Consider the following 25,003-nt stretch of genomic DNA (forward strand, 5'->3'; position numbering starts at 1 on the left):
ATCGCCACCCAAACCGAAATTCGCCGAGAACAATTCGACGAACTCACCCGAATTGGGTGAGAGATCCATTTCCTTCGCGGCCAGCCGCAATACGGACCATTTTCGGCAGCTGACGGACAGTTTCGCGACCGTCGGGAAAATAACTGGGCTGAGACTTGCGCCTCAGGGCAGCACGACCCGCCCCACCATGTCGCCGGGCAGCGCATCCCTGGCGCGGCTCACCGGCTCAACCGTCACACCCAGTGCCGTGGCACGTCCGATGTCCGGCACCATCACGGTGCGCGCATCCCGCATCGCCGGCCCCGACGAGACCGGGACCCCGTCCTTCATCAACCACACCTGATAGGCCATCCCCGGCGGAGGCGGCGCAACACCGTCGAACATCACCAATCCGTCCCCGCGCTCCCGCGAGTAGACGACGGTCGCGGTTCCGCCGGACCGCAACGACGTGGAGACGCTGCGGACGTCGGGCGCGGTCATCACCTGTTCGGCCACCGGCGGTGCGGGCGGTGGCCGCAGCAGCCAGCCCGCCGCGAAGGCACTGCCGCCGACAGCCAGCACGGCGGCCGCCGCGAGAACCGCATTGCGCCAACGGTGTTCGCTGATCCGACTCCGGTTGCCGTGCAGAACAGCGTCTCTCAGCGCCGCAGGCGGCGGCACGGCCGTCGCGTCCGCCAGTGTCCCGAGAGTCTCGCGGGCCTCGACCACCTGAATGCGGAATGCCTCCGCGACAGGCCCCGGCGCCGCGGCCAACCGCTGCTCGATGTCGGCGCGCTCGGCATCGGTGACGGCATCAAGCGCATACGGCATCGCCAGCTCCAGCAGTTCGAACTCGGCCGGCTCGCTCATGACTCCCCCAGACAATCACGCAGCTTGCGCAGCCCGTCGCGCATCCGCGATTTCACCGTGCCGAGACTGGTGGCCAGGCGTTCGGAGACCTCCACGTAGGTCAGCCCGTCGTAATAGGCCAACTCGATTGCCGCACGCTGCGCGTCGGTGAGAGTGCCGAGGCAGCCCACCACCCGACGACGATCCTCACCCCGCACCGCCGCCTCCGTCACCTCGTCCGACGGCCGGTCGAGATGCGTTGTCCCGTAGTCCCATTCACGCCGGCGGCTCGCGGCCTCCGCGCGTACCCGATCAACCGCCCGGCGGTGCGCCAGCGTCATGACCCAGGCCAGCGCCGAGCCCTCCGCGGGGTCGTAACCGGCCGCCGCGCGCCACACCTGTGCGTACACCTCCTGCGTCGCCTCCTCGCTGTAGCCGCGGTCCCGCAGCACCCGTAGGACCAGACCGAAGACCCGGGAGCAGGTCGCGTCGTAGAACGACGCGAACGCGTCGGCATCTCCGTCCGCGACACGCTGCAGCAAGGCACCGAGATCGGGGGTGTGCTCAGACGACGCGGCCATCGTCGAGCAGCCTAACCTCACCCGTCAGTGCTTCGCCTGCGCCAGCAGCTCACGGATCATGCCTTCGGTGACGTCGTAGTCGCCCTCGCCGAACTTGATATGCCGGACGACGCCGGCGGCGTCGATCAGATAGCTCGCCGGCCAGTACTGGTTCTGGTAGTTGTTCCACGTGTCGTACGAGTTGTCCAGGGCGACCGGATACTTGATATGCAGATCTGCCGCACCCTTGATGACGCCGGCGCGGTCGTGTTCGAACTGGTATTCCGGCGTGTGCACGCCGATCACGGTGAAGCCCTGGTCCTTGTAGCGGTCGTACCAACCGGTGACGTGCTCGATGGCGCGCTGGCAGTTGATGCACGTATAGGTCCAGAAGTCGACGAGAACCACCTTGCCGCGCAAGGTTTTCAGGTCGAGCGGTGCGTCGCCGGGGGTGTTGAACCAGCTGTCGATGCCGACGATGTCCGGCGCGGTACCGCAGCTCTGCAGGACGCTCGCGCCCTCCGCGCAATTCGACAAGTCAACGCCGGCCGGCGCGATACGCGCCTGCAACGTCGCGGTGTAGTCCGGAATCTTCCGTTGCACTGTGGCAGGAAGATTCAGCGCCAACGCCACCGCGGCGACCAACATGACCACGCCGGCCGCCACCCGGACCTGCCGCTGGCGCTGCTGAAATGCCTTGACCCGCTCGGCAACTCGCTGCCCGCCCACGGCGAACAACAGCAACGGCAGTGCGGTACCCACTGCGAACGAGGCGGTCAGCGCGACGGTGTCCAGCCCGATGCGGCCGGTCGCCCCGGCAACCACGATCGCTGCCAGCACGGGCCCCGCACAGGGCGCGTACAGCACACCCAACGCCAGACCGAGGCCGAAACCCTTACGGCCGCCGGCGATGTCACGTTGCGGCAGGCGCGCGAACGGTGCTTCCAGCAGGCGTTCGACGCGCGGGAAGATCAGACCGACCCCGATGGCCGTGAGGGCAACCAGGCCGACCCAGCGGATGATGTCGGCTGGCAGGTGCAATTGCTGCAGCACGACGGTGCCGACGAGAGTCACCACGCTGAAACTCAGGACCAGACCGGCGATCACCCGGTAGGGGCGGCGACTGGTGCCGGAAAACAGGACCACGGGCAGGACCGGCAGGATGCACGGCGAGATGCCGGTGATCAGTCCGCCGAGGAATCCGATGAGAACGAGTGTGTGCATGCCCCGTATTCGGAGCCGACGCCGATCCGGATTGGATTGCGACGCAGAAACTTCCCGCCGAACGGGCACCGAATACAAAACTGCCCCTCTTCCGAAGAAGAGGGGCAGTTCCGATGTCTGTCGAAAGCCTTACTTGGCCTTCTCGAGCACCTCGACCAGCCGCCAGCGCTTGCTGGCCGACAGCGGACGGGTCTCCATCAGCGAGACGCGGTCGCCGATACCGGCATCGCCGTTCTCGTCGTGCGCCTTGACCTTCTTGGTGGTCCGGATGATCTTCCCGTAGAGCGGGTGCATCTTGCGATCTTCCAGCTCGACCACGATGGTCTTCTGCATCTTGTCCGACACCACGTAGCCGATGGCGGTCTTGCGGCTGCCGCGCTCGGTCTCGGTGGCCGGCGTGTGCTTGGGGCCCTTAGTTTCTGCCATGACTAATCCTTACCAACCGGCCCGGACGCCAGGCCCAACTCGCGTTCACGCAGGACGGTGTAGACCCGCGCGATCTCCTGCCGCACGGTACGCAGCCGGCGGTTGTTCGACAGCTGACCGGTGGCCATCTGGAAGCGAAGGTTGAACAGCTCTTCCTTCGACTCGCGCAGACGCGTGGTCAGCTCTTCCTCGGTGAGCTCACGCAGTTCACCAGGCGTAACTCCAACTGCCATCAGAACTGCTCCTCTCGAGTCACGATGCGTGCCTTGATCGGCAGCTTGTGGATGGCGCGGGTCAGCGCCTCCCGGGCGATCTTCTCGTCGGGGTAGCTGAGCTCGAAGAGCACGCGACCCGGCTTGACGTTGGCGACCCACCACTCCGGCGAACCCTTACCGGAACCCATGCGGGTTTCGGCAGGCTTCTTGGTCAGCGGGCGGTCCGGGAAGATGTTGATCCAGACCTTGCCGCCACGCTTGATGTGCCGGTTGATGGCGATACGAGCGGACTCGATCTGCCGGTTGGTGATGTAGGCGTGGCCCAGGGCCTGGATGCCGTAGTCACCGAAGCTGACCGAGGTGCCGCCGCTAGCGATACCGCGCTGCTCCGGGTGGTGCTGCTTGCGGTGCTTGACCTTGCGGGGAATCAGCATGCTTAGCTCTCCGTTGCTTCCGACGGCGCATCGCCGGCGGGGGCCTCAACAGCGACGTCCACAGCGCGGCCGGCCTCGGTGCTGGTCGCCGTGGTGCCCGACGAACCGCTGCGACGCGGACGGGTACCGGACGGACGATCCCGACGGGGACGGTCGGCGGCGGGAGCGGCGGCGGCGAGCTCACGCTTGCCACCGACGATGTCGCCCTTGTAGATCCACACCTTCACGCCGATACGGCCGAATGTGGTCTTGGCCTCGTACAGGCCGTAATCGATGTCGGCGCGCAGCGTGTGAAGCGGCACGCGACCTTCGCGGTAGAACTCCGAGCGGCTCATCTCAGCACCGCCGAGGCGGCCCGAGCACTGCACCCGGATGCCCTTGACGTTGGGCTGACGCATGGCCGACTGGATGGCCTTGCGCATGGCACGACGGAACGCGACACGGTTGCTCAGCTGCTCGGCGACGCCCTGCGCCACCAGCTGCGCGACGCCCTCGGGGCTCTTGACCTCGAGGATGTTCAGCTGAACCTGCTTGCCGGTCAGCTTCTCCAGGTCGGCGCGGATGCGGTCGGCCTCGGTGCCACGGCGACCGATGACGATGCCCGGACGTGCGGTGTGGATGTCCACCCGGACGCGGTCACGCGTGCGCTCGATCTGCACGTCGGCGATGCCGGCGCGCTCCAGGCCGGTGGCCAGCAGCTTGCGGATGGCGACGTCTTCCTTGACGTAGTCCGCGTACTGCTTGTCGGCGTACCAACGGGACTTCCATTCGGTGGTGATGCCGAGGCGGAAGCCGTGGGGGTTGATTTTCTGGCCCACTACTCCGAGCCTCCCTTCGTCTCGGTCTTGGCAGCGGCGGCCTTGCTGCCCTGCGCACGACGAGCGCGCGCGGCACCGGCCGATGCGCCCTTCGAGCCCTTGTCCTTCGCGGGACGGCTCTCGACGACCACGGTGATGTGGCTGGTGCGCTTACGGATTCGGTACGCACGCCCCTGGGCGCGCGGCCGGATCCGCTTGGCGGTCGGGCCCTCGTCGGCGAAGACCGTGGCGACCACGAGGGTCGTCGGGTCCAGGCCCTCGTTGTTCTGTGCGTTGGCAGCAGCGCTGGCGATCACCTTGGCGACCGGCTCGCTGGCAGCCTGCGGTGCCCACCGCAGGATGTCGAGCGCTTCTTCGACGCTCTTGCCACGGACCAGGTCGATGACCCGACGGGCCTTGCTCGCCGACACACGCACGAAGCGCGCTTTGGCGCTCGCGGACGGGTATTCAGTAACGGTAGTCATTAGCGGCGCTTGCTCTTCCGGTCGTCCTTGATGTGACCCTTGAAGGTCCGCGTCGGGGCGAACTCGCCGAGCTTGTGCCCGACCATCGCCTCGCTGACGAACACCGGCACGTGCTTGCGACCGTCGTGGACGGCGAAGGTGTGACCGATGAAGTCGGGGATGATGGTCGACCGACGGGACCAGGTCTTGATGACCTGCTTGGTGTTCTTCTCGTTCTGCGCGTCGACCTTCTTCAACAGATGGTCGTCGACGAACGGACCCTTCTTGAGGCTACGAGGCATCGTCTATTCCTTTCCGGCCTAGCGCTTCTTGCCGGTGCGCCGGCGGCGGACGATGAGCTTGTCGCTCGGCTTGTTCGGCTTGCGGGTGCGGCCCTCGGGCTTGCCCCACGGGCTCACCGGGTGACGACCACCGGAGGTCTTACCCTCACCACCACCGTGCGGGTGGTCAACCGGGTTCATCACGACACCACGGACGGTCGGGCGCTTGCCCTTCCACCGCATACGGCCGGCCTTACCCCAGTTGATGTTCGCCTGCTCGGCGTTGCCGACCTCGCCGACGGTGGCGCGGCAGCGCACGTCGACGCGGCGGATTTCACCCGACGGCATACGCAGCGTGGCGTAGGCGCCTTCCTTACCGAGCAGCTGGATGCTGACACCGGCCGAGCGGGCCAGCTTGGCGCCGCCGCCCGGACGCAGCTCCACGGCGTGGATGACGGTACCGGCCGGGATATTGCGCATCGGCAGGTTGTTGCCCGGCTTGATGTCGGCGTTGGGGCCCGACTCGACAACGTCGCCCTGCTTGAGGTCCTTGGGGGCGATGATGTAGCGCTTCTCGCCGTCCACGAAGTGGAGCAGCGCGATGTTGGCGGTGCGGTTCGGGTCGTACTCGATGTGCGCGACCTTGGCGTTGACGCCGTCCTTGTCATGGCGACGGAAGTCGATGACGCGGTAGGCACGCTTGTGACCGCCACCCTTGTGACGAGTCGTGATGCGGCCGTGCGCGTTACGACCACCAGTGCCGTGCAGCGGACGGATCAGCGACTTCTCCGGAGTCGAACGAGTGATCTCGGCGAAGTCGGAGACGCTCGAACCGCGACGACCCGGGGTCGTCGGCTTGTACTTGCGAATTCCCATTATCAGTTAATCCCTTAACTCCCGGCCGATCAGGCCGGAGCTCCGAACAGTTCGATCGGCTTGCTGCCGGCGGACAGGGTCACGATCGCGCGCTTGGTGCTCTTGCGCTGGCCGTAACCGGTGCGGGTGCGCTTGCGCTTGCCCTTCCGGTTCGCGGTGTTCACCGAGTCGACCTTCACGTCGAAGATCTTCTCGATAGCGATCTTGATCTGCGTCTTGTTGGACTCCGGCGCCACGATGAACGTGTACGTGTTGTCCTCGATGAGTCCGTAGGACTTCTCCGAGATGACCGGGGCCAGGATGATGTCGCGAGGATCAGTCACGGTAGCCATCAGGCCGACACCTCCTCTTTCGTGTTGGCGGTGATGTAGGCGTTGAGCGCCTCCACCGAGAACACCAGGTCGTCGGCGTTGAGCACGTCGTAGGTGTTCAGCTGATCCGGCGAGATCACGTGCACGCCAGGCAGGTTGCGGACGCTCTTGGCGCCGACCACATCGCTGCGGCCGATCACGACGAGCACCTTCTTGTTGTCGGTCAGCGACGACAGGAACGACTTGGCGCTCTTGGTCGACGGGTTCTGACCGGCCACCAGTTCGGTGATCGCGTGGATGCGCTCGTTGCGAGCCCGGTCCGACAGCGCGCTGCGCAGGGCAGCAGCGATCATCTTCTTCGGAGTCCGCTGGCTGTAGTCACGCGGCTGCGGGCCGTGGACGGTGCCACCACCGGTGAACTGCGGGGCGCGGGTCGAACCCTGACGGGCGCGGCCGGTGCCCTTCTGGCGGTACGGCTTCTTGCCACCACCGGACACCATGGCCCGGGTCTTGGTGGCGTGCGTGCCCTGGCGCGCGGCTGCCAGCTGGGCCGTCACCACCTGGTGCATCAGCGCGATGTTGGGCTCGACGTCGAACAGCTCGGCGGGCAGCTCGACAGAGCCGTCCTTCTTGCCGTCCGGGGTCTTAACTTCGATAGCCTTTACAGAAGTCATTACTTCTCGCCTCGCTTAACTGCGGTGCGGACAACCACCAGTCCACCGTTGCGGCCCGGGATGGCGCCCTTGATGAGCAACACACCGTTCTCGGCGTCGACCTTGTGAACCTTCAGGTTCTGGGTGGTGACGCGGTCGCTACCCATACGGCCGGACATGCGGGTGCCCTTGAAGACACGGCCCGGGGTGGCGCAGCCACCGATCGAACCGGGACGACGGTGCACAGCCTGGGCACCGTGCGCGGCGCCCTGGCCCTTGAAGCCGTGACGCTTCATGGTGCCGGCGAAGCCCTTGCCCTTGCTGGTGCCGGTCACGTCGACGTACGCGCCGTCGGCGAAGATCTCGGCGGTCAGCTCCTGGCCGACCTCGTACTCACCAGCGGCGGCCTCGTCATCGAGACGAAGCTCGGCGAGGTGCCGGCGCGGGTTGACGCCTGCAGCGGCGAACTGACCGGTGACCGGCTTGTTCACCTTGCGAGGGCTGATCTCGCCGTAGGCGAGCTGCACGGCGCTGTAGCCGTCGCGCTCGGTGGTGCGGATACGGGTCACCACGTTGGGGCCGGCCTTCACGACCGTGACCGGGACGACTTTGTTGTTCTCGTCGAACACCTGCGTCATGCCCAGCTTGGTGCCCAAAATGCCTTTGCGTGCCATTTTTCTGGGTCTCCTACTGGATGTTGACGTCGACGCTCGCCGGCAGATCGATGCGCATCAAGGCGTCAACGGTCTTCGGCGTGGGGTCGAGGATGTCGATAAGGCGCTTGTGGGTACGCATTTCGAAATGCTCCCGCGAGTCCTTGTACTTATGGGGAGACCGAATGACGCAGTACACGTTCTTCTCGGTCGGCAGCGGCACCGGGCCGACCACGCTTGCTCCCGTACGGGTGACCGTCTCAACGATCTTGCGCGCCGAGGCGTCAATCGCCTCGTGGTCGTAGGCCTTGAGCCTGATGCGGATCTTCTGTCCCGCCACGCTTCTCCTACCTAACTTTCACGGGCCCGTGCTCGGGCCTGGTCTTCAATACGCACGCCTCGGGATACCCGATTGCGCGCGCTGGCTATGCCGCCGCTCTTTACGTTTCTGTGGTTCACCGACCCCCGCACTCGGGCGTGTCGCCTTTGCGCACAGTCGTCCGCGCTGGAAATTCCATCGTGGGCGATGCTGGGACCGGATGCGCCCGAGATGGGCGCCGGTCGTATGCCTGCAGCGGGCGAACCCGGCGCAAGGCAACCCGAACAGTATGCCCCAGATCCGGGCTCGCTCCAAATCCGCTGCGGAGCCGTCCGGCGCGCCCGGGTTCTGCCGCCGGTCCTGCGGTGACCTCGGGTTCATTCTGCCTTGAATCTGCCTTGATTCTGCGGCGACGGCGCTGACGTTCGACTGGATCGCGCCCTGGTTGGAGAGTGGGCGCAGAGGTCCGGTTGATCCTGCAGTGGTGGCGCAAAAGTTCAAGTGGGGTGCGCCCCAACTACAGGGTCAACGCACGCCTGGGCGCTTCTCACGTTGACTCTGCACTCATGGCGTAGAAGTGCGAGTACGTAGCACCCGGGCCGCAGAGCCAACCGCGACGTCGGGTTGAGCCTGCGCGCACGGCGAGCAAGTGCGAGTACCCCGCGCCCAGGCCGCAGAATCAGCGTCGGCACTGAACTTACTGTTGAGTAAGGTAGAGACATGTCGACACTGAGCTCCACGTACCGCGCCTGGAAGCAGCTCTCCGGACGGCCCGGCGGCAGCCTGCTGTTCTCCGCGGCCGCGATGGTGCGGGTGCCGTACTTCGCGTCGGTCCTGCCCCGGGTGGTGACGATGGAGCCGGGCTACGCCGAGGTGGCGGTGCCGAAGTGGTTCTTCGTCTACAACCATCTGCACACCGTGCATGCCATCGCGTCGTGCAACGCCGCCGAGGCCGCCATGGGCATGGCGATGGAAGCGACCGTGCCGACGAGCCACCGCTGGATCCCGAAGGCCATGAACGTGCGGTACCTGGCCAAGGCCACCACCTCACTGCGGGCCCACGCGCGGGTCGACGTCCCCGACTTCGAGACGCTGGCGAGAGGCACCGACGTCGTCGTATCGGTCTCGGTGGTCGACGCCCGAGGCGAAGAGGTCGTGCATGCCGACATCACGACGTGGGTGACGCCCGCCTAATCGAGATAGGTGCCGTGGCCTTCACGGACCAAGTCCCCGTCGAATATCAGTACCTCGTTGACCAGCTGGCCGCGGTGGTTGCGGTAATTGATGACGAGCGCCCGCGTCCCTATATAAGTGGCAACGATGTCGAAGTGCAGTTCCGGCACCGCAGCCAGCGCGGTGGTCCAGTACCGGCGGAGCGCGTCCTTGCCCCGCACGACTCCCCCGGATTCCGGCACCACGTGTGCCGCGACCGGTGAGGTGAAGACGACGTCGTCGTGGAAATGCGCCAGGACCGCCTCGACGTCGTGTGCGTTCCAGGCCTCGCACCACTCATGGGCGAATCGGTCGGCATCGCGGATCGTCATGCCGCCCCATCGAAGTGGACGCAACCTCGGCGGGCAAGGCATTTTCCGCGCGTCGAGCGTGCGACCTGCCGAGACGCCACGCCGCTGACGTCACCAGAATCCCCCACGTTCGACGTAGCAGTCAGTGCTGCAGAGTCGCCCAGAACGCGCACTGGTGTACCTGGTCGTAGTCCGTGACCAACCGACTGCCATCGGGGCGCAACGACATCCGGGCGTCGTGGTCGCCGCCGGCCAGCTGCGGCCATTCCGGCGCACCCTCCGCACTGGGGTGTCCATCGCGGACGAAAGAGCTCCAGTAGTCGATCATCTGATCCGACAGCGCGATCTGCGGCGGCGTCGGCGGCGGCGCTCCACCCATGTTGAAGATGTAGCGCAGGTCCAGCGAGTGGCTGGCACCGACAGGGAAAGGCAAGTGGCGCAAGGGATCCGGTGTCGGTGGCGTCGGGTCGGCAAACTCGTAGCCGTACACCGGCGCGTCGGCACGCAGTTCGTCGCCGATGCGGTCCGCCACGCACGCGAACGCCCCGTCGGTGACTGCCGTCGAATAGGCGACCGCGGCGCTGCCGTTGTAGCGGTCCAGCGGGTAGTGCTCCGCCACCGCGCCGGCGTCACCGCCGAACGTGGACTCCAGCAGGTGGGGGTAGGCGTCGGCGTGGAATCGCTTGCCCGCGCGCAGATACTGCAGCGCCACAAACAGGGTGAACTCGTCGCGGGTGGTGCCGATCATCACCGGCACCCGCGCCGCAGCACCGTCACTGATGGCCCGCATCGGATCGATCGGCAGCAGCGCCGTCCCGGAGACGGGTCCACTGAGCATGTTCTCGCCGATTCCGTAGTACCACACCGGTTTTCGCAGTTTGTCGACCGGCAGGCTGCGCAGGCAGTCCGCTGCGACCGCCGGATCGCCACACCCCGCGGCCTTCGCGTAGGCCAGGCTGGCGCCGGTGGCCTCGGGCAGCGCGCCCTGCGCCTGACAGGGCCCGCTGGCGATGATGGCGCCGCGGAAGAGACCCGCCGAATCGGGCGCGACGAGGTGGTCGCACACCGACATCCCGCCGGCGGATTCGCCGGCGATGGTCACCTTGTCGGGGTCGCCGCCGAACGCGGCGATGTTGTCGCGCACCCAGCGCAGCGCCGCCTGCTGATCGGCCAAGCCGTAGTTGCCGACGTCGGGGCCGGCCCCCAGCGCGGGATGCGCCAGGAAACCCAGGGCGCCGAGGCGGTAGTTGACGGTCACCACCACCACGTCGCCGCGCGTCGTCAGCCGCGTCGAGTTGTAGATACTGCTGGAGCCGTTGATGAACCCGCCGCCGTGGAGCCACACCAGGACTGGCCGGCGCTCGCCGGAGGCCCGCACCGGCGGCGTCCAGACGTTGAGCGTCAGACAATCCTCGCTGGTATTGCGGCCCATCTCGAGGTCGCCCTTGGGGTCCTGGATGCAGCGCGCGCCCGGTTTGGCGGCGTCCCGCGCGCCATCCCATGCCGCCGCGGGGGCCGGCGGACGGAAACGCAGCGGCCCCAATGGTGGTGCGGCATAAGGAATTCCACCGAAGAAGCGGAGTTCCGGATTGACCGTCCCGCGGACGGTCCCCGCTGCGGTGTGCACCAGCGCCGGATCAGCTGTCACCGCGTCGGGCGCGACGGCCGTGGCACCGTCACTGTGGGAATCCAGGCCGCATCCCGCGAGCAGCAGTGCCGTCGCAGCGACTGCTGCAGCGCGCTGCAGCAGTCTGCGCGGATGAGCGGACGACACGAGCACCCAGCCTACTGAAAGGCCGCCGAATACAGCTCAGAAATATTTCCGGCGACCCCCTCCCCATCGGACATCGAACCACCTACACTCCACTTGACAGCTGTCAAGTTTGCGTCCGCGTGAGGAGTTCAATGACTGCACCCACCACCGACGAGGCCGCCAAGGTCCTTGCCGACCCCACCGCCTACGCCGACGACCACCGGCTCCACACCGCACTCACTCATCTCCGTGCCACCAATCCCGTTGCGTGGGTGGACAATCCGCCCTACCGGCCGTTCTGGGCCATCACCAAACACGCCGACATCATGGCCATCGAACGGGATAACAACCTCTTCATCAGCGAGCCCCGGCCGCTGCTGATGCAGGCCGACGCCGAAGATCTACTGAAGGCACAGGCCGAGGCGGGCATGGGGCTGCGGACCCTGATCCACATGGCCGACCCGCACCACCGCAAGATCCGCGCCATCGGCGCCGACTGGTTCCGGCCGAAGGCCATGCGCGATCTGAAGGTCCGGGTCGACGAACTGGCCAAACGCTACGTGGACCGGATGCGCGACGCGGGCCCGGAATGCGACTTCGTCGAGGAGATCGCGATCCAGTTCCGCTCTACGTGATCATGTCGCTGCTCGGCCTCCCCGAAGAGGACTACGACCGCATGCACACGCTCACACAGGAGATGTTCGGCGGCGACGACGAGGAGTACTCCCGCGGCCAGTCGCCCGAAGAGCTGTTCGCCGTGCTCCTCGACTTCTTCCAGTACTTCGCCGCACTGACCGCATCCCGGCGCGCCAACCCCACCGACGACCTGGCATCGGCGATCGCGAACGGCCGCATCGACGGCGAACCGCTCAGCGACATGGACACCGCGTCCTACTACGTGATCGTGGCCAGCGCCGGCCACGACACCACCAAGGACGCCATCTCGGGTGGGCTGCACGCGCTGATCCAGAATCCCGGCGAGCTGGCCCGCCTCAAGGCGAATCCTGATCTGATGCCCACCGCTATCGAGGAGATGATCAGGTGGAGCACGCCGGTGAAGGAGTTCATGCGCACCGCCACCGCCGACACCGTCGTACGCGGCGTGCCGATCGCGGCAGGCGAATCCGTCTATCTCGCTTACGTTTCCGGCAACCGTGACGAAGAGGTGTTCGCCGACCCGTTCCGGTTCGACGTCGGGCGCGAGCCCAACAAGCACCTGGCGTTCGGATACGGCGTGCACTTCTGTCTTGGTGCGGCCCTGGCCCGCATGGAGATGAACAGCCTGTTCTCCGAGCTACTGCCTCGACTGGACTCGATCGAATTGGCCGGCTCCCCGGAACTTTCCGCGACGACGTTCGTCGGCGGTTTCAAGCACCTGCCGATCCGGTATTCGCTGCGCTGATGCGGTGAGTCGCGAGGAATCCGTCGACGGCGACGACGGCGACCTCGTGGTAATCGAAATCGGGCAACGTGCTGAGCTTGCCGAGCACGATCGGGCCGAATAGCAACGCCGCCGCGTGGAGCCGGTCCACGTCGCCCAACTCGGCGATGGCCTCGGGACTGGACAGCACGGCCTCGAACGGGACCGCGTACTGCTCGGCGACCCGTTCCCGCAGGTTGCGGACCTCGACGCTCTCGGCGCCGGCCGCCCCCCACGGCAGGTGTTCGAGGTTGCTGCCGAGCGCCAGCCAGGACATGGCCGCCAGGCTGACCGGCGCCTCGGCGATCAGCTCCGCCTGCGCGCGCACGAGAGCGATCAACCGCGCGCGCAGGTCCCCCTCGGCGAGTGGCACCGGAGCCGGCGGAATGAGTGCGTGAAATGCCGCTGCCAGCAAGTCATTTCCGCTGGCATAGTGCCGATAGAGAGTGGCTCTGGCCACATTGGACGCCCTGATCACGGCGTCGACGGTCACGGCACTGGGGCCGCCCGAGCGCAGCAGATCGGTCGCCGCCTCGAGAAGCCGCGCCCGGGAACGGGCCGGCCGGGGGTCACCGTGTTCGCTGGACAATGCCATTCACCTTTCGGCCGACAAACAAGACTGTTAGTCTCGTTTGAAGATCATCAGTCTCGAAACTACCGGAAGGTGGCCGCATGGCCGACAAGGCGAGCGTGGTGAGCCCTCGGGCCGATACCACGCCGCCTACGGCCACCCCGCCCATCTCGCGCCACCGCACCTGGACGTTGCTCGTGGCGTGTTGCGGTGTGCTGGTGGTGATTTCGTCGATGGTCGCACTCAACACCGCGCTCGGCGACATCGCCATGGCCACCTCGGCGAACCAGACCCAGCTGACCTGGATCATCGACAGCTACACGCTGACGCTGGCCTGCCTGCTGCTGCCCGCCGGCGCCATCGGCGACCGCTACGGCCGGCGCGGCGCCCTGCTGTTCGGTCTGGCCGTGTTCGCGGCGGCCTCGGTCGTTCCGGCACTGAGCACCCATCCCCTGCACATCATCGGCGCCCGGGCGGTCGCCGGAGTGGGCGCCGCGTTCATCATGCCCGCAACCCTGTCCCTGATCACGGCGTCGTACCCCGCGGACCAGCGCACCAAAGCGGTGGGCATCTGGGCCGGCATGGCCGGCTGCGGTGGCGTGTTCGGCATGCTGGGATCCGGTGTGCTGCTGCACTTCTGGCCCTGGCAGTCGATCTTCTGGGCTTTCGCCGCTGCCGGGCTCGTCCTCATTGCCATGACCACGACCATCACGAGTTCGCGCGACACGGAAGCCCGAACCTTGGACGTCACCGGCGCGGTCGTCATCGCCGCGGCCGTCGCCGCGCTGGTGTACGGCATCCTGGCGGCGCCCGATCGGGGCTGGACACATCCGGTGGTGCTGGGCGGTATCGCCGGCGGCCTGATCCTGGCTGGGGCCTTCGCGATCATCGAGCTACGGGTCCGGCACCCTTTGCTGGACGTCCGACTATTTGTCGATCGTCAGTTCGGCACCGGCGCCGCGGCCATCACGGTGCTGTTCATGGTGATGTTCGGCTTCTTCTACCTGGCGATGCAATTCATGCAACTGGTCATGGGCTACAGCCCGCTGGGAACCGCGCTGGCCCTGTCCCCGCTGGCGGTGCCGATGCTCATCTTGTCCCCGCTGTCGTCGTGGTATCTGCCGAAGCTGGGCTTGCGCGTCGTGGTGCTCGTCGGCCTGGGGCTGCTGTCCGCAGGCCTGCTGTCCCTGTGCCTGGTGCGCATCGACTCGTCGTACTGGGCCCTGGCCTGGCCGCTGCTGGTGGTGAGCACCGGAGTCGGCATCTTCACCGCGCCAACGACTTCCGCAATCATGACATCGGTTCCGGATGCCAAGCAGGGGGTGGCGTCGGCGGTCAACGACACCACACGGGAGGTGGGCGCAGCCCTCGGCATCGCACTCACCGGCTCCCTCCTGGCGGCCGGATACACCAAGCACATCGGGCCCGCCATCGCCGGTTTTCCGGCTCCGGTGCAGGACGCCGCGCGCGGCTCATTGGCCGGCGCGGTGGCCGCCGCACCCCACCTCGGCCCGGTCGGCGGTCAGCTCGTAACGGTGGCCCGGGTGGCGTTCCTCCACGCCATGCAGACATCGCTCGTGGTGCTGGCGTCGATCACCGCGGTCGCGGGCGTACTCATCGCGTTCTGGGCGCCCGGCCGCGAACGCACACCACCCAACGACTAGTCAGCACAAGCCTTTTCGGGCGGCGACGGACCCGGCGGCGGTCACGACGCGATGAACCCCGCGGCCCGGTGCGCCAGCATGACGATGGTCGCGTGTGGGCCCCGGCCGGTGATGCCCGGCAGCGCAGCGCCGTCGGCGACCCACAACCCGTCGACGCCGCGCACCCGGCATTGCGGATCGAGGACGGCGCGTTCGTCGCCGTCGGCGCCCATCGGGGCCGTGGCCGACAGATGCTGCGCGGTGGACCAGGCCGGTTCCGCGCCGGTGACGGCAGCACCGAACAGGTCGCGACAGAGTTCGTACCCGGCGTGTAGTGCCGCGGCGTCGGCCGGATCGGCGTCGTAGCGGTGCTCGATGACGGGACGCACCTCGGGATCGTCCGACACCAGCAGGACCCTGCCCTGCGCGCGCGGCCGCATGAGGGAGATGCCGAGGTGCACCGGGTCCGCGCCGTCGGTGACCCCGCCGGTCATGGCCGCGAAGCCCCAGGTGTACGGCCGGATTTCCAATTCGCCGGTGGTGAGCAGCAATTCGAGTGGCGGCCGCCCGGGCGCCGCGGGCCAGGTGGTCGGCACCACCCATTCCGGATGATCCGCGCATCCGGCCCCCACCGGCAGGTCCGCCACCACCGGTACGCCGACCCTGCGCAACTGCGCAGCCGGGCCGATCCCGGACAGCATCAACAGATGCGCGGATTCAATTGCCCCGGCGCACAACACGATCCGGTGGGCGTACCGGTCCGACACCCCCTCGGGGCCGAGGCACCGGACCCCCACCGCGCGGTCACCGTCGAACAACACCCGCAGCGCACGGGTGCCGGCGCGCACCGTCAGGTTGTCCCGGCCGCGCGCGGCCGTCAGATAGACCTCGCCGGGACCGTGCCGATGCCCGGTGTCATCGATGTTGAGCGGCACCGCACCGAGGCCCGGCCCGACCCCGGCCGCGGCATTGAGATCGTCAATCCAGGGGAACCGGGCGCCTGCGACGTCCCGGAAAGCCTGTGAGGAAGCTGCGAATTCGCTGATACGGCGTACCGGCACCGGGCCGGCCGATCCATGTTCGGCACCACTGAAGTCATGGTCCGTCTCGATGGCGCAATAGTGCGGCAGGACATCGGACCAGGACCAGCCCGGCACCGCCCAGGCCGCGAAATCGGCCGGCCAGGCCCGGCAGAAATAGCCGCCGTTGATCGCTCCGGAGCCGCCCAGCACCCGTCCTCGCACGATGTCCACGGACCGCGCCGGGTTCTGCGTCAGCGTCGTGCGGTGCTGTCGCGCCACGGTGCTGTCGACTCCGATGGGCAACACCCAGCCCGGCTCCGGGCGGATGGTGCCGCCGGTCTCCAGCAGCGTCACCTGGCAGGCGGGATCGGCCGAAAGACGCTCGGCCAGAACGCAGCCGGCACTGCCGGCCCCGACGATCAGGACGTCATCGCGGCGTGGGCTCAAGTCCGGATCTGCGGCTTGAGCGCACCCAGATGCCGCTCGCGCACCACGCCGCCCCACAGCCCCAGACCGTAGGCGATGTCATCGAGACGCTTGAGCAGCAGGTAGGCCAGCAGGCCCACGCGCTGGGTGTTGTCGTCGACGGTGTGGTGGCGGCGGGCCCAGTCGACGACGCCGTCCACGATCGCGGCGATCAGCACGACCTGCCGCCAGCGCCGGAAACACACCGCCAGCACCAGCGCCACCGGCCAGTAGTGCCGGCACAGTGCCGCCGCGAGTTGCAGGGCCGCGGCCCACAGTCCCTGCGCGGCCACCGCAGCGACCTCGCGCGGCTCGGTGTCGATCGATCGCAACGAGTTGGCAATGCGCCGGCCGGTGATCGCCGCGGCGATGGTCGAGGCCAGGTAACCCACCCCGGACCCCATGGCCAGCAGCACCCACACCACCAGCGTCCAGCCGGAGATGACGAGCGGTGCCGTCTTGCCCGGATGGCGCACCGACAGCGGCGCGGCAGAGGAACCGTAAAAGGCCTTGCGGGTGAACCATTCTCCCAAGGCGGTGCGGTGATCGTGGCCGACCAGTGCGATCGGCTCGTACCGCAGCCGGGCCCCGGCCTCGATGAACCGCCAGCACAGGTCCACGTCCTCGCCGGACTGCAGCGACTCGTCGAAACCGCCCACCTGGTCCAGCGCCGCGCGCCGGCAGATGATGGCCGCGCTCGGCACATAGGCCACCATGCCGTACGGCACCACCGGGGCTTCCCGCATGCCGAGGTCCAGCGACGAGCGCACGGCCTCGTAGCGCGCGATCAGATTGTCGGGCTCGTGCAGGCCGACGATGCGCGGCGCGACCAACGCGACGGCCGGGTCGCAAAAGTGCCCCAGCAGCGCTTCCAGCCACCCGCGACGTGGCACCACGTCCGAGTCCAGGAACGCCACGAAGTCGGTCTCGCAGGCGGCCAGCCCGGTGTTGCGCGCCGCGGCCGGTCCCCGGCTGACGTCGTGCCGGAGCACGCGCACGTCGCAGTGGCCGGCCAGATCGCAGAAGTCCGCGGCCTGCAGCGGCACCACGGAGCCGTCGTCGACCACCACCACGCGCATGCCGCGCAGGGAGCGCACCAGCCGGGCGACGCCAACGGCGTTGTCGCGTACCGGAACAACGACGGTCACGTCGAGGTGCGAGGGTCCGGTCGCCGGCCGCGGGTGGGCCACCGTGGCGTCGAGCAGCGTGCGGGCCAGCTGCGCGCTCTGCGCGTCGTGGACCTCCAGGCGGCCGCGGTCGAGCATGGTCTGCGCCGCCGGAGCCAGCCGCAGCAGTCGCGTCGGCGAGCCACCGAGCAGCGCGGCGCCCTCACCCAGCACCTTGACCCGGCGATCGACTTGGACGGCAAAGCCGTCAGGCAGCCGCGGCCCAGTCACTGTCCCACCCCCGTCACGCGAGCATCCCCCCAGAGCTCGGCTGCCATGCGCTGATCCGGCGCACGGAGCTTTCGACCATTTCTGCAAAGATACGGGACCCTTCGAGGGCGGATGCCGTGGTGGCGTCCCCCAGCACCCCGACCGGACTGACCGCCGCCATTCCGCCGCGGCGCAATGCCGGCAGCAGCTCGGGCAGCGGTGCGGTGTTGCCGACGACGCTTTCTTCGACCCAGACGTCGGCCGGTGAAAGGTGCAGCAGTACAGACGTTTCGGTATGGCCCGCGTGGGCGTCCGCACCGGCGGCGGTGCACGGGCACCAGGCCACGTCGCGCCCCTCGGCCCGCAGCAGCGTCGTCGCCGCCGCCACCGCCGCCACGTTGCCGCCGTGACCGTTGACGAACACGATCCGCCCGGCCCAGTTACAGGCCGACCGCCCGAACTCGACCAGCAAATGTTCCAACGCGGCCAGGCCGATCGAGATGGTGCCGGGAAAGCTCTCGTGCTCACCGCTCGCGCCGTAGCTGATGGCAGACGCGACCAACCACGTGGGCTGATCGACGCCAGGGATCGTCTGCGCGCGCAGTTCCTCCGCGACGGACCGCGACACTGCCTCAGCGATCCGGGTATCGGTATCCAGCGGCAGGTGCGGCCCATGCTGCTCGGTGGAACCAACCGGGACGATCAACGAAGGCCGCATGGCTTGCAACTGCCTCGACGTCGAGTTCCCGAGCTCGCTGGGAAAAGGCACCCGCCGATGGTAAGCCGAATTTGCCTGCTGTGCGCCAATTGTTGCCGTATACGCAACAATTCGTAGCGAATGGTCAAATCGCCGCGGTTGTCAAGACCCCGGCGACCATCACGTCAGTCCCGTCAGCACCGCGCGTATCAGCGGACCCGTCGAATCACCCGGTCCGCCCCACGGCTCAGCCGCCCAGCCGCCGGGTGAACCCTTCCGGCACCAGGATGTCGTCCGGTCCGAGGTCGTGGATCGACGCCTTGCCCAGCCCACGCAGCGCGGAGTCGATACCGCCGTGCATGATGTCGAGGACGTTCTCGACGCCGGCCTGTCCCTCGGCCGCAAGCCCCCACAGGTAGGCCCGGCCGAGCATGACCGCACGGGCCCCCAGCGCCAGTGCCTTGACCACGTCGCTGCCGCGGCGGATACCGCCGTCCAGCAAAACCTCGACCTGGTCGCCGACAGCCTCGGCAATGGCGGGCAGCGCCCGGATCGACGCCGGGGTGCTGTCCAGGTTGTTACCGCCGTGGTTCGACACAGAGATGGCCGAAACACCGGCATCCACAGCACGTTTGGCGTCGTCGATGCGCATGACGCCCTTGAGCATGAACGGTCCGCCCCACAACTCGCGGAGCCAGGCGATGTCCTCCCAGGTCGGCGCCGGCGTACCCATCCATTCGCCGTACGCATGGAAGAACGGCGGCGCGGGCTGACCGTTGATCGCCTGGTTCGGCACCGACAGGGCCGGCGGCCGCATGGTCTTGGCCCACTGCAGCAGCCAGCGCGGCTTGGTCATGACCTCGGGGCTCATCTTCACGATGGTTTTGAGGTCCATCTTCTCCGGGATCTTGGGGCTGCCCCAGTCGCGCCCGTGGCTGAAGCTCCAGTCGGTGGTGACGATGAGGCCCTTGGCCCCGGCCGCGCGGGCACGCTCAGCGCGGGCCGCGATGTCGTCGCGGCTGCCCAGCCAGTAGATCTGGAAGAACGTCTTGTCGTTGGCCGCGATGACCTCTTCCATCGGCTTGCTCGCGAACGACGACAACCCCATGGCGGTACCGCGGGCTGCGGCGGCACGGGCGACGGCGACCTCACCGTCGGGATGAATGGCCTGCACACCGGTCGGAGAAATGATCACGGGAAGTGAAATCTCTTGACCCATAACCGTTGTGGCCATCTCGCGCTTGTCGAGCGCACCGATGACGTGCGGCGCGAAGCCGAGCTCGCCGAACGCCGCGACGTTGTCGGCGACCGTCAGGCCTTTCTCACTCGCCGAGATCAGCGAGGAGTAGGCGGACTTGGGGAGCCGCTTCTTCGCGCGCTCCTGCGCGATGGCGACGGTTTCGAACCAGGTATCACGGGCCATGATCTAGACAGGACTTTCGTTACAGAACTTCTGGGGAGCCTTGGCCGGCATGGCCAGCAGCTTGAGTGGGACGGGTCCTTTGCGACCGCCACTGCGGGAATGGTCGAGGTGCGACTTGGGCTTGTCGCGGTCGAGCGCCAGGGCGGGCTCGCCGTAGCCCTGCACGCACTCGGGGTCCGGGCCGTCCATGGGCAGGCCGGTGAAGAACTTGGCCGCCATGCAGCCGCCGCGGCAGCTGTCGTAGTGCCCGCAACTGCTGCACGCACCGGCGGACTGCGGCTCCCGGAGCTCGCGGAACAACGGCGCGTTCTGCCAGACGTCCTGGAAACCGTTATCGCTCTGGATGTTTCCGGCCAGAAAGCGCTCGTGGATGGCGAACGGGCAGGCGTAGACGTCGCCCACGGGGTCGATCAGGCACACGACGCGACCGGCGCCGCACAGGTTCAGGCCGGCCAGCGCACCAGGCTCGCCGAGGCCCGACAGGTGGAAGAACGAGTCACCGGTGAGCACCCGCTCCCCCTTGGCGACCAGCCAGTTGTACAGCTGCACCTGCTGCTCGGCGGTGGGGTGCAGGTCGTCCCACACGTCGGCGCCGCGGCCCGACGGACGCAGCCGGGTGATGCGCAGGGTGGCGCCGTAGTTGTCGGCCAGCGCCTTGAAGTCGTCGAGCTGGTCGACGTTGTGCCGGGTCACCACGACCGAGATCTTGGCGTCCTTGAAGCCCGCCGCCTTCAGGTTCTCCAGGGCCCGGATCGCCATGGCGAACGAACCCGGTCCGCGCACCGCGTCGTTGATCTCCGCGGTGGCGCCGTCCAGCGAAATCTGAACGTCCACATAGTCACTCGCGGCCAGCTTGGCGGCGACCGCCTCGTCGATCCGCACGCCGTTGGTGGAGAACTTGACGCCGACGTGGTGCTCGGTGGCGTAGTCGACGAGCTCCCAGAAGTCCGACCGCACCGTCGGCTCACCGCCGCCGATGTTCACGTAGAACACCTGCATGCGCTCGAGCTCGTCGATGATGTCCTTGCACTGCTGCGTGCTCAGCTCCCGCGGGTCGCGCTTGCCCGACGACGACAGGCAGTGCACGCAGGACAGGTTGCAGGCGTAGGTCAGTTCCCAGGTGAGGCAGATGGGCGCGTCGAGGCCGTGCTCGAACTGCTCGATCAGCCGGGGCACAGGTGCCGTTGCGGTCATGGAGCGATGGATCCTTCTGGGCTGTTTTCGCTGTTTTCTTCGGCGGGCACCAGCATCTTGGACTGCACCAGCACGCCGAAGGCGTGCAGATACGGACCCTGCTGGTCATCGTCGATACCGGCGGCGCGACACGCGCTGCGGACGTCCGGGTGGTCGGCCAACGAGTTGACGATCTCGACGATGATGCGGTTCTTCAGGAACGAAAGTTTGCGCGTACCAAAGTGATACAGCAGCGCGCCGAACGGTTCGGGGCGGACGGCGACCTGGTGGTGCAGCCGCCAGCCGCGGTCCGGATCGAAGGCTCCCTCCGGCGGAGCCGGAAATCCGGCTCCTGCGGGCCCGGTCCGGGCCGCGGCTGGTGCAGACACGGTCAGTAGACCCCGCACATACCGTCGATCGAGACCTCTTCGACCAGAGTCTCGGTGACCAGTTCGGTATCGGAATTCGCCTGCTGATTCGAGTCCATGGATCGCCCCTTTCGCTACCGTGGCAGTTGTCGGGCCTCGACAACTGTGATCCAAGTCGCAAGAATATGGCATCGAGTGCCGAAAAGGAAGGGCGGGTCTGATGAGGACCGAGACGGAGCGTCCCGCGCGCGATACCGGGACCGCTCCCCAGCACGGCCGGGTGGGCCGTCGCCGCTCCACCACGCGCGACCACATCACCCACGTGGCGCTCGAGCTGTTCGCGACCCGCGGCTTCGACGACGTCAGCGTCGATGACGTCGCCCATGCCGCCGGGATCTCCCGGCGCACCCTCTTCCGGTACTTCTCGTCGAAGAATGCCATCCCCTGGGCCGACTTCGACGCGAGCCTGACCGAGCTGCGGGACCTGTTGAATGCCGTCCCCCACGACGTACCGATGGACGCCGCGCTGCGGTCGGCGTTGTTGGAATTCAACAGCTTTGATGAATCCGAGACACCCCGGCACCGGCGCCGGATGCAGGTGATCCTGCAGACCGACGCGCTGCAGGCCTACTCGATGACGATGTACGCCGGCTGGCGCGGCGTGATCGCGGCGTTCGTCGCACGCCGGCTGGACACCAAGCCGACGGCGCTGGTGCCGCAGACAGTGGCGTGGACGGTGCTCGGGGTGGCGTTGACCGCCTACGAACAATGGCTCGCCGACGAGACCGTCTCACTGCCCGATGCCCTGGGCGAAGCCTTCGACATCGTCCGCGAGGGCATCGGCGCCGTGTGATTTGTGCACGGTTTTCCGCGGTCAGCGCGGAAAACCGTGCACAAATCACAAGAAGTTGCGGTTGGGGCGTCGGAAAATAGACGCCCGGCGCGACGATAAGGGTGTGAGGGGCGAATCAGACGGTGATGCTCCGCAGACGCTACTGGCGCTGTACGACTCGGCACTGCCCGTCGTCTACGGCTACTTCGTGCGGCGCTGCGGTGATCGGGGCACCGCGGAAGACCTGACGTCGGAGACGTTTCTGGCGGCGATGGACGCCGCCCGCCGGGACTCGCCACCGGCGATCTCGGTGCCCTGGTTGATCGGCGTGGCCCGGCACAAACTGGCCGACCACTACCGGCGCAGACACGACCGCTTCACCGTCCCCGTACCCGAAACACCCGAGCCCGCAGAGCCTTTCGACGACTGGGACGCCGAGCTGGACCGCATCGTTGCCGAGGCCGCGCTGGCCCGGTTGCCCGAACAGCACCGCATGGTGCTGACACTGCGATATCTGTATGACCGCCCCGTGCCCGAATGCGCCGAGCTGATCGGACGCACCGTGCACGCCACCGAGGCCCTGCTCGTTCGAGCCCGAAGGGCATTCAAGACCGAATACCAGGACGGAGGTGCGTCATGACCATGCACAACAGTCACGACCCCCTGACGGTCCTGGCCGGCGGTGAACACCCCGTGCAACCGGACCCGGCTTTCGCGGCCCGACTGCGCGAGCGCCTGGAAGCCGCCGTCACCCTGCCGAAAGGAGTTGTCATGAGTGGCACCGATGCTGCCATCGCCGAACTGAACACCCCCGCCGCCGCTGCGGTCGATGTGCCCCGGCCCGCGGCCCTGCCCTATCTCGCCGTGGCCGACGCGCGGGCCGCGATCGGCTGGTACGTCGACGCGCTGGGTGCCGTCGTCGCCGGGGACCCGATCGTCATGGACGACGGCCGAATCGGGCACGCCGAGCTGGCGCTGGCCGGCGGTGTCCTCTACCTCGCCGACGAGTTCCCCGAGATCGGACTGAAAGCACCAGCACCCCAGTCGGTTTCGGTGAGCCTGATGCTCGCGGTGCCCGATACCGACGCCGCCCTGGCACAGGCCCGGCAGCGCGGTGCGCAGGTACAGCGGGAACCGTACGAGGCGCACGGCTCACGGACCGCGGTGGTGATCGACCCGTTCGGGCACCGCTGGATGCTCACCGGCCCGGTCCCCGGCGTCAACACACCGATCCAGCACGGCGACATCGGCTACGTCTCGGTGCAGACGCCCGACGCCGCGCGCGCTGCCGCCTTCTACGGACACGTCCTCGGCTGGGTCTACGAGACGGGTTCGCACAAGGTCAGCAACAACCGGATGCACACCGGCATCTTCCAGACCACCGGCCCGCAGACGGTGTTCTGCTGCTACGCGGTACGCGACATCGACGCGGCGCGGCAGGCGATCCTGGCCGCCGGCGGTCAGGTGGGCACACCTGAAGTGCACCCGTGGGGCGCGACGCTCGACGCCACCGATGCGCAGGGCACCGACTTCGCGGTGTTCCAACCGGTGCCGGGCATTGCGCGACCCGAGCTGAACGGTGCAGGGCCAGGCGAACTTTCGTATCTGACCTACCAGGTGCCCGACTCGGCCGCGTTCAAGGAGTTCTATGGCGCGGTGCTGGGCTGGACGTTCGAACCCGGCCGGATCGACGACGGGTGGGCGGTGCAGGAATGCCAGCCGATGTCGGGTGTCGCCGGCGGCGCCGCACGCACCGCGGCGGTGCCGATGTGGACCGTCACCGACGTCGACGCCGCGGTGACGCGGGTCCGCGAAGCCGGCGGCACGGTCATCGACGAGCCGACCCGGCAGCCGTACGGCATGTCAGCGCTGTGCGCCGACGATCAGGGCGCGCGCTTCTACCTCGGTTCCTGAGGGATTTGTGCACGAAAATCCGCGCCGGCCGCGGATTTTCGTGCACAAATCCCTGGCTACCAGCCGCGGCGGTGCGGCTGGGAGCCGATCAGTTCCGTGCCGCGGGCGGCGTCGCGGGTGCGGTAGACGATGTACGGCCGGAACAGGTAGCCGATCGGCGCACTGAACACATGCACCAACCGGGTGAATGGCCACAGGCAGAACAAGGCCAACCCGATCACGACATGCAACTGGTAGTACACCGGCACCTCCTTCATGAGGTCGCCGCGGGGCTGGAACACCCAGATCGAGCGGAACCAGATCGAGATGGACTCGCGGTAGTTGTAGGCCTCACCGAACAGGCCCGACCCCAACGTCGTCGCGGTCAGGCCGGCCGCAATCGCGGCCACCAGGAAGACGTACATCACCTTGTCGTTGATGGTGGTCGCCAGGAACACCGGACCGGTGGTTCGGCGGCGATAGACCAGCAATGCGATACCGGTCAACGTCGCGAGGCCCGCCGGGAAGCCCAGCAGCACGGCCTGCACGTGATAGGCGTGCTCGCTGAGACCGACTGCGGTGGTCCAGGATTGGGGAATCAGCAGACCGATCGCGTGGCCCACGATCACCACCAGGATGCCGAAGTGGAACATCGGGCTGGCGATGCGCAGCAGCCGCGACTCGTACAGCTGTGACGAGCGGGTGGTCCAGCCGAACTTGTCGTAGCGGTACCGCCACCAGCTGCCGACGGCGACGATCGCCAGCGTCACGTACGGGACGACATCCCAGAAGACCTTGCCCAT

The 25,003-nt window shown here is 67.6% G+C and carries 28 protein-coding genes and 3 pseudogenes; 6 read left to right on the plus strand and 25 right to left on the minus strand.

What is annotated here, in order from left to right:
• Nucleotides 1-162 precede the first annotated feature (162 nt).
• From VXD91_RS29850 to rpsJ, 14 genes and pseudogenes are all read right to left on the minus strand, one after another.
• Nucleotides 163-849: an anti-sigma factor gene (locus VXD91_RS29850; protein ID WP_346417089.1), complete on the minus strand. Its 687-nt coding sequence runs from the start codon at nt 847-849 to the stop codon at nt 163-165.
• A complete protein-coding gene (gene sigK, locus VXD91_RS29855) occupies nt 846-1,409 on the minus strand; it encodes an ECF RNA polymerase sigma factor SigK (RefSeq protein WP_346417090.1) in 564 nt (187 codons plus the stop codon). Before sigK ends, VXD91_RS29850 begins: the two co-directional genes overlap by 4 nt.
• Before the next feature lie 30 nt (nt 1,410-1,439).
• Nucleotides 1,440-2,612, minus strand: a pseudogene (locus VXD91_RS29860) (cytochrome c biogenesis protein/redoxin); the annotation flags it as partial.
• 129 nt (nt 2,613-2,741) lie between these two features.
• A complete protein-coding gene (gene rpsQ / locus VXD91_RS29865) occupies nt 2,742-3,038 on the minus strand; it encodes a 30S ribosomal protein S17 (RefSeq protein WP_212806911.1) in 297 nt (98 codons plus the stop codon).
• Between the two features lie 2 nt (nt 3,039-3,040).
• A complete protein-coding gene (gene rpmC, locus VXD91_RS29870) occupies nt 3,041-3,271 on the minus strand; it encodes a 50S ribosomal protein L29 (protein WP_020101407.1) in 231 nt (76 codons plus the stop codon).
• A complete protein-coding gene (rplP, locus tag VXD91_RS29875; RefSeq protein ID WP_020101406.1) occupies nt 3,271-3,687 on the minus strand; it encodes a 50S ribosomal protein L16 in 417 nt (138 codons plus the stop codon). The genes rpmC and rplP overlap by 1 nt, the downstream gene beginning before the upstream one ends.
• Before the next feature lie 2 nt (nt 3,688-3,689).
• Nucleotides 3,690-4,505: a 30S ribosomal protein S3 gene (gene rpsC / locus VXD91_RS29880; protein ID WP_061002779.1), complete on the minus strand. Its 816-nt coding sequence runs from the start codon at nt 4,503-4,505 to the stop codon at nt 3,690-3,692.
• On the minus strand, nt 4,505-4,969 hold the full coding sequence (rplV, locus tag VXD91_RS29885) for a 50S ribosomal protein L22 (protein ID WP_293017231.1): 465 nt from the start codon (nt 4,967-4,969) through the stop codon (nt 4,505-4,507). Before rplV ends, rpsC begins: the two co-directional genes overlap by 1 nt.
• A complete protein-coding gene (gene rpsS / locus VXD91_RS29890) occupies nt 4,969-5,250 on the minus strand; it encodes a 30S ribosomal protein S19 (RefSeq protein WP_020101403.1) in 282 nt (93 codons plus the stop codon). Before rpsS ends, rplV begins: the two co-directional genes overlap by 1 nt.
• A gap of 18 nt (nt 5,251-5,268) precedes the next feature.
• Entirely contained in the window at nt 5,269-6,105 is an 837-nt protein-coding gene (gene rplB, locus VXD91_RS29895; RefSeq protein ID WP_061002785.1) for a 50S ribosomal protein L2, read from the minus strand.
• A gap of 29 nt (nt 6,106-6,134) precedes the next feature.
• The gene (gene rplW, locus VXD91_RS29900) at nt 6,135-6,437 is read right to left on the minus strand and encodes a 50S ribosomal protein L23 (RefSeq protein WP_029119743.1); all 303 of its coding nucleotides are present in this window, start codon (nt 6,435-6,437) and stop codon (nt 6,135-6,137) included.
• On the minus strand, nt 6,437-7,090 hold the full coding sequence (gene rplD, locus VXD91_RS29905; protein ID WP_064858252.1) for a 50S ribosomal protein L4: 654 nt from the start codon (nt 7,088-7,090) through the stop codon (nt 6,437-6,439). The genes rplW and rplD overlap by 1 nt, the downstream gene beginning before the upstream one ends.
• Nucleotides 7,090-7,743 carry a 50S ribosomal protein L3 gene (gene rplC, locus VXD91_RS29910; RefSeq protein WP_064858253.1) on the minus strand — a complete coding sequence of 218 codons (654 nt, stop codon included), beginning with the start codon at nt 7,741-7,743 and terminating at the stop codon, nt 7,090-7,092. The genes rplD and rplC overlap by 1 nt, the downstream gene beginning before the upstream one ends.
• Before the next feature lie 13 nt (nt 7,744-7,756).
• Nucleotides 7,757-8,062 (minus strand): 30S ribosomal protein S10, encoded by a 306-nt coding sequence (gene rpsJ, locus VXD91_RS29915; protein WP_003883485.1) that lies wholly within the window; start codon nt 8,060-8,062, stop codon nt 7,757-7,759.
• A gap of 699 nt (nt 8,063-8,761) precedes the next feature.
• Between rpsJ and VXD91_RS29920 the strand changes: the two genes are divergently transcribed.
• The gene (locus VXD91_RS29920) at nt 8,762-9,235 is read left to right on the plus strand and encodes a hotdog fold domain-containing protein (protein WP_346417091.1); all 474 of its coding nucleotides are present in this window, start codon (nt 8,762-8,764) and stop codon (nt 9,233-9,235) included.
• Here VXD91_RS29920 and VXD91_RS29925 read toward each other — a convergent pair.
• Entirely contained in the window at nt 9,232-9,585 is a 354-nt protein-coding gene (locus VXD91_RS29925) for a nuclear transport factor 2 family protein (RefSeq protein WP_346417092.1), read from the minus strand. The two genes, VXD91_RS29920 and VXD91_RS29925, sit on opposite strands and share 4 nt — an antisense overlap.
• 121 nt (nt 9,586-9,706) lie before the next feature.
• A complete protein-coding gene (locus VXD91_RS29930) occupies nt 9,707-11,344 on the minus strand; it encodes a carboxylesterase family protein (RefSeq protein WP_110767091.1) in 1,638 nt (545 codons plus the stop codon).
• Between the two features lie 125 nt (nt 11,345-11,469).
• Between VXD91_RS29930 and VXD91_RS29935 the strand changes: the two are divergent.
• Nucleotides 11,470-12,719 (plus strand): annotated as a pseudogene (locus tag VXD91_RS29935) (cytochrome P450).
• Here the strand turns inward: VXD91_RS29935 and VXD91_RS29940 are convergent.
• Nucleotides 12,685-13,332 carry a TetR/AcrR family transcriptional regulator gene (locus tag VXD91_RS29940; RefSeq protein ID WP_064858256.1) on the minus strand — a complete coding sequence of 216 codons (648 nt, stop codon included), beginning with the start codon at nt 13,330-13,332 and terminating at the stop codon, nt 12,685-12,687. The pseudogene VXD91_RS29935 and the gene VXD91_RS29940 overlap by 35 nt on opposite strands.
• A 77-nt stretch (nt 13,333-13,409) precedes the next feature.
• On the opposite strand from VXD91_RS29940, the gene VXD91_RS29945 reads away from it, so the two are divergent.
• Nucleotides 13,410-14,972, plus strand: coding sequence for an MFS transporter (locus VXD91_RS29945; RefSeq protein WP_064858257.1), 1,563 nt, complete (start codon nt 13,410-13,412; stop codon nt 14,970-14,972).
• A gap of 41 nt (nt 14,973-15,013) precedes the next feature.
• On the opposite strand, the gene mftG is transcribed toward VXD91_RS29945, so the two are convergent.
• The 7 genes from mftG to mftA form a co-directional block, all read right to left on the minus strand.
• A complete protein-coding gene (gene mftG / locus VXD91_RS29950) occupies nt 15,014-16,420 on the minus strand; it encodes a mycofactocin system GMC family oxidoreductase MftG (RefSeq protein ID WP_346417093.1) in 1,407 nt (468 codons plus the stop codon).
• Complete coding sequence (gene mftF, locus VXD91_RS29955; RefSeq protein ID WP_064858259.1) at nt 16,417-17,835, minus strand: mycofactocin biosynthesis glycosyltransferase MftF; 1,419 nt, start codon at nt 17,833-17,835, stop codon at nt 16,417-16,419. The genes mftG and mftF overlap by 4 nt, the downstream gene beginning before the upstream one ends.
• Before the next feature lie 13 nt (nt 17,836-17,848).
• Entirely contained in the window at nt 17,849-18,622 is a 774-nt protein-coding gene (gene mftE, locus VXD91_RS29960; protein ID WP_064858260.1) for a mycofactocin biosynthesis peptidyl-dipeptidase MftE, read from the minus strand.
• 136 nt (nt 18,623-18,758) lie between these two features.
• On the minus strand, nt 18,759-19,934 hold the full coding sequence (mftD, locus tag VXD91_RS29965; protein ID WP_064858261.1) for a pre-mycofactocin synthase MftD: 1,176 nt from the start codon (nt 19,932-19,934) through the stop codon (nt 18,759-18,761).
• Nucleotides 19,935-19,937: 3 nt separating this feature from the next.
• Nucleotides 19,938-21,128, minus strand: coding sequence for a mycofactocin radical SAM maturase (gene mftC / locus VXD91_RS29970; protein ID WP_346417094.1), 1,191 nt, complete (start codon nt 21,126-21,128; stop codon nt 19,938-19,940).
• A complete protein-coding gene (gene mftB, locus VXD91_RS29975) occupies nt 21,125-21,514 on the minus strand; it encodes a mycofactocin biosynthesis chaperone MftB (RefSeq protein WP_207546880.1) in 390 nt (129 codons plus the stop codon). Before mftB ends, mftC begins: the two co-directional genes overlap by 4 nt.
• On the minus strand, nt 21,499-21,594 hold the full coding sequence (gene mftA, locus VXD91_RS29980; RefSeq protein WP_020101386.1) for a mycofactocin precursor MftA: 96 nt from the start codon (nt 21,592-21,594) through the stop codon (nt 21,499-21,501). Before mftA ends, mftB begins: the two co-directional genes overlap by 16 nt.
• 101 nt (nt 21,595-21,695) lie before the next feature.
• On the opposite strand from mftA, the gene mftR reads away from it, so the two are divergent.
• From mftR to VXD91_RS29995, 3 genes are all read left to right on the plus strand, one after another.
• The gene (gene mftR, locus VXD91_RS29985) at nt 21,696-22,328 is read left to right on the plus strand and encodes a mycofactocin system transcriptional regulator (RefSeq protein WP_293017615.1); all 633 of its coding nucleotides are present in this window, start codon (nt 21,696-21,698) and stop codon (nt 22,326-22,328) included.
• 103 nt (nt 22,329-22,431) lie between these two features.
• The gene (locus VXD91_RS29990) at nt 22,432-22,947 is read left to right on the plus strand and encodes a sigma-70 family RNA polymerase sigma factor (RefSeq protein WP_110766917.1); all 516 of its coding nucleotides are present in this window, start codon (nt 22,432-22,434) and stop codon (nt 22,945-22,947) included.
• A gap of 2 nt (nt 22,948-22,949) precedes the next feature.
• Nucleotides 22,950-24,221, plus strand: coding sequence for a VOC family protein (locus tag VXD91_RS29995; RefSeq protein WP_064857491.1), 1,272 nt, complete (start codon nt 22,950-22,952; stop codon nt 24,219-24,221).
• Between the two features lie 56 nt (nt 24,222-24,277).
• On the opposite strand, the pseudogene narI reads toward VXD91_RS29995, so the two are convergent.
• A pseudogene (gene narI, locus VXD91_RS30000) lies at nt 24,278-25,003 on the minus strand (respiratory nitrate reductase subunit gamma); the annotation flags it as partial.

Source organism: Mycobacterium sp. SM3041, from assembly GCF_039668335.1.
In the GTDB taxonomy this organism is placed as follows: domain Bacteria; phylum Actinomycetota; class Actinomycetes; order Mycobacteriales; family Mycobacteriaceae; genus Mycobacterium.

Bases quoted from the DNA above. Each gene is read 5' to 3' on its own strand.
- VXD91_RS29850 (WP_346417089.1), bottom strand. From the start codon at position 849: ATGAGCGAGCCGGCCGAGTTCGAACTGCTGGAGCTGGCGATGCCGTAT.
- sigK (WP_346417090.1), bottom strand. From the start codon at position 1,409: ATGGCCGCGTCGTCTGAGCACACCCCCGATCTCGGTGCCTTGCTGCAG.
- rpsQ (WP_212806911.1), bottom strand. From the start codon at position 3,038: ATGGCAGAAACTAAGGGCCCCAAGCACACGCCGGCCACCGAGACCGAG.
- rpmC (WP_020101407.1), bottom strand. From the start codon at position 3,271: ATGGCAGTTGGAGTTACGCCTGGTGAACTGCGTGAGCTCACCGAGGAA.
- rplP (WP_020101406.1), bottom strand. From the start codon at position 3,687: ATGCTGATTCCCCGCAAGGTCAAGCACCGCAAGCAGCACCACCCGGAG.
- rplV (WP_293017231.1), bottom strand. From the start codon at position 4,969: ATGACTACCGTTACTGAATACCCGTCCGCGAGCGCCAAAGCGCGCTTC.
- rpsS (WP_020101403.1), bottom strand. From the start codon at position 5,250: ATGCCTCGTAGCCTCAAGAAGGGTCCGTTCGTCGACGACCATCTGTTG.
- rplB (WP_061002785.1), bottom strand. From the start codon at position 6,105: ATGGGAATTCGCAAGTACAAGCCGACGACCCCGGGTCGTCGCGGTTCG.
- rplW (WP_029119743.1), bottom strand. From the start codon at position 6,437: ATGGCTACCGTGACTGATCCTCGCGACATCATCCTGGCCCCGGTCATC.
- rplD (WP_064858252.1), bottom strand. From the start codon at position 7,090: ATGACTTCTGTAAAGGCTATCGAAGTTAAGACCCCGGACGGCAAGAAG.
- rplC (WP_064858253.1), bottom strand. From the start codon at position 7,743: ATGGCACGCAAAGGCATTTTGGGCACCAAGCTGGGCATGACGCAGGTG.
- VXD91_RS29920 (WP_346417091.1), top strand. From the start codon at position 8,762: ATGTCGACACTGAGCTCCACGTACCGCGCCTGGAAGCAGCTCTCCGGA.
- VXD91_RS29925 (WP_346417092.1), bottom strand. From the start codon at position 9,585: ATGACGATCCGCGATGCCGACCGATTCGCCCATGAGTGGTGCGAGGCC.
- VXD91_RS29940 (WP_064858256.1), bottom strand. From the start codon at position 13,332: ATGGCATTGTCCAGCGAACACGGTGACCCCCGGCCGGCCCGTTCCCGG.
- VXD91_RS29945 (WP_064858257.1), top strand. From the start codon at position 13,410: ATGGCCGACAAGGCGAGCGTGGTGAGCCCTCGGGCCGATACCACGCCG.
- mftD (WP_064858261.1), bottom strand. From the start codon at position 19,934: ATGGCCCGTGATACCTGGTTCGAAACCGTCGCCATCGCGCAGGAGCGC.
- mftC (WP_346417094.1), bottom strand. From the start codon at position 21,128: ATGACCGCAACGGCACCTGTGCCCCGGCTGATCGAGCAGTTCGAGCAC.
- mftA (WP_020101386.1), bottom strand. From the start codon at position 21,594: ATGGACTCGAATCAGCAGGCGAATTCCGATACCGAACTGGTCACCGAG.
- mftR (WP_293017615.1), top strand. From the start codon at position 21,696: ATGAGGACCGAGACGGAGCGTCCCGCGCGCGATACCGGGACCGCTCCC.
- VXD91_RS29995 (WP_064857491.1), top strand. From the start codon at position 22,950: ATGCACAACAGTCACGACCCCCTGACGGTCCTGGCCGGCGGTGAACAC.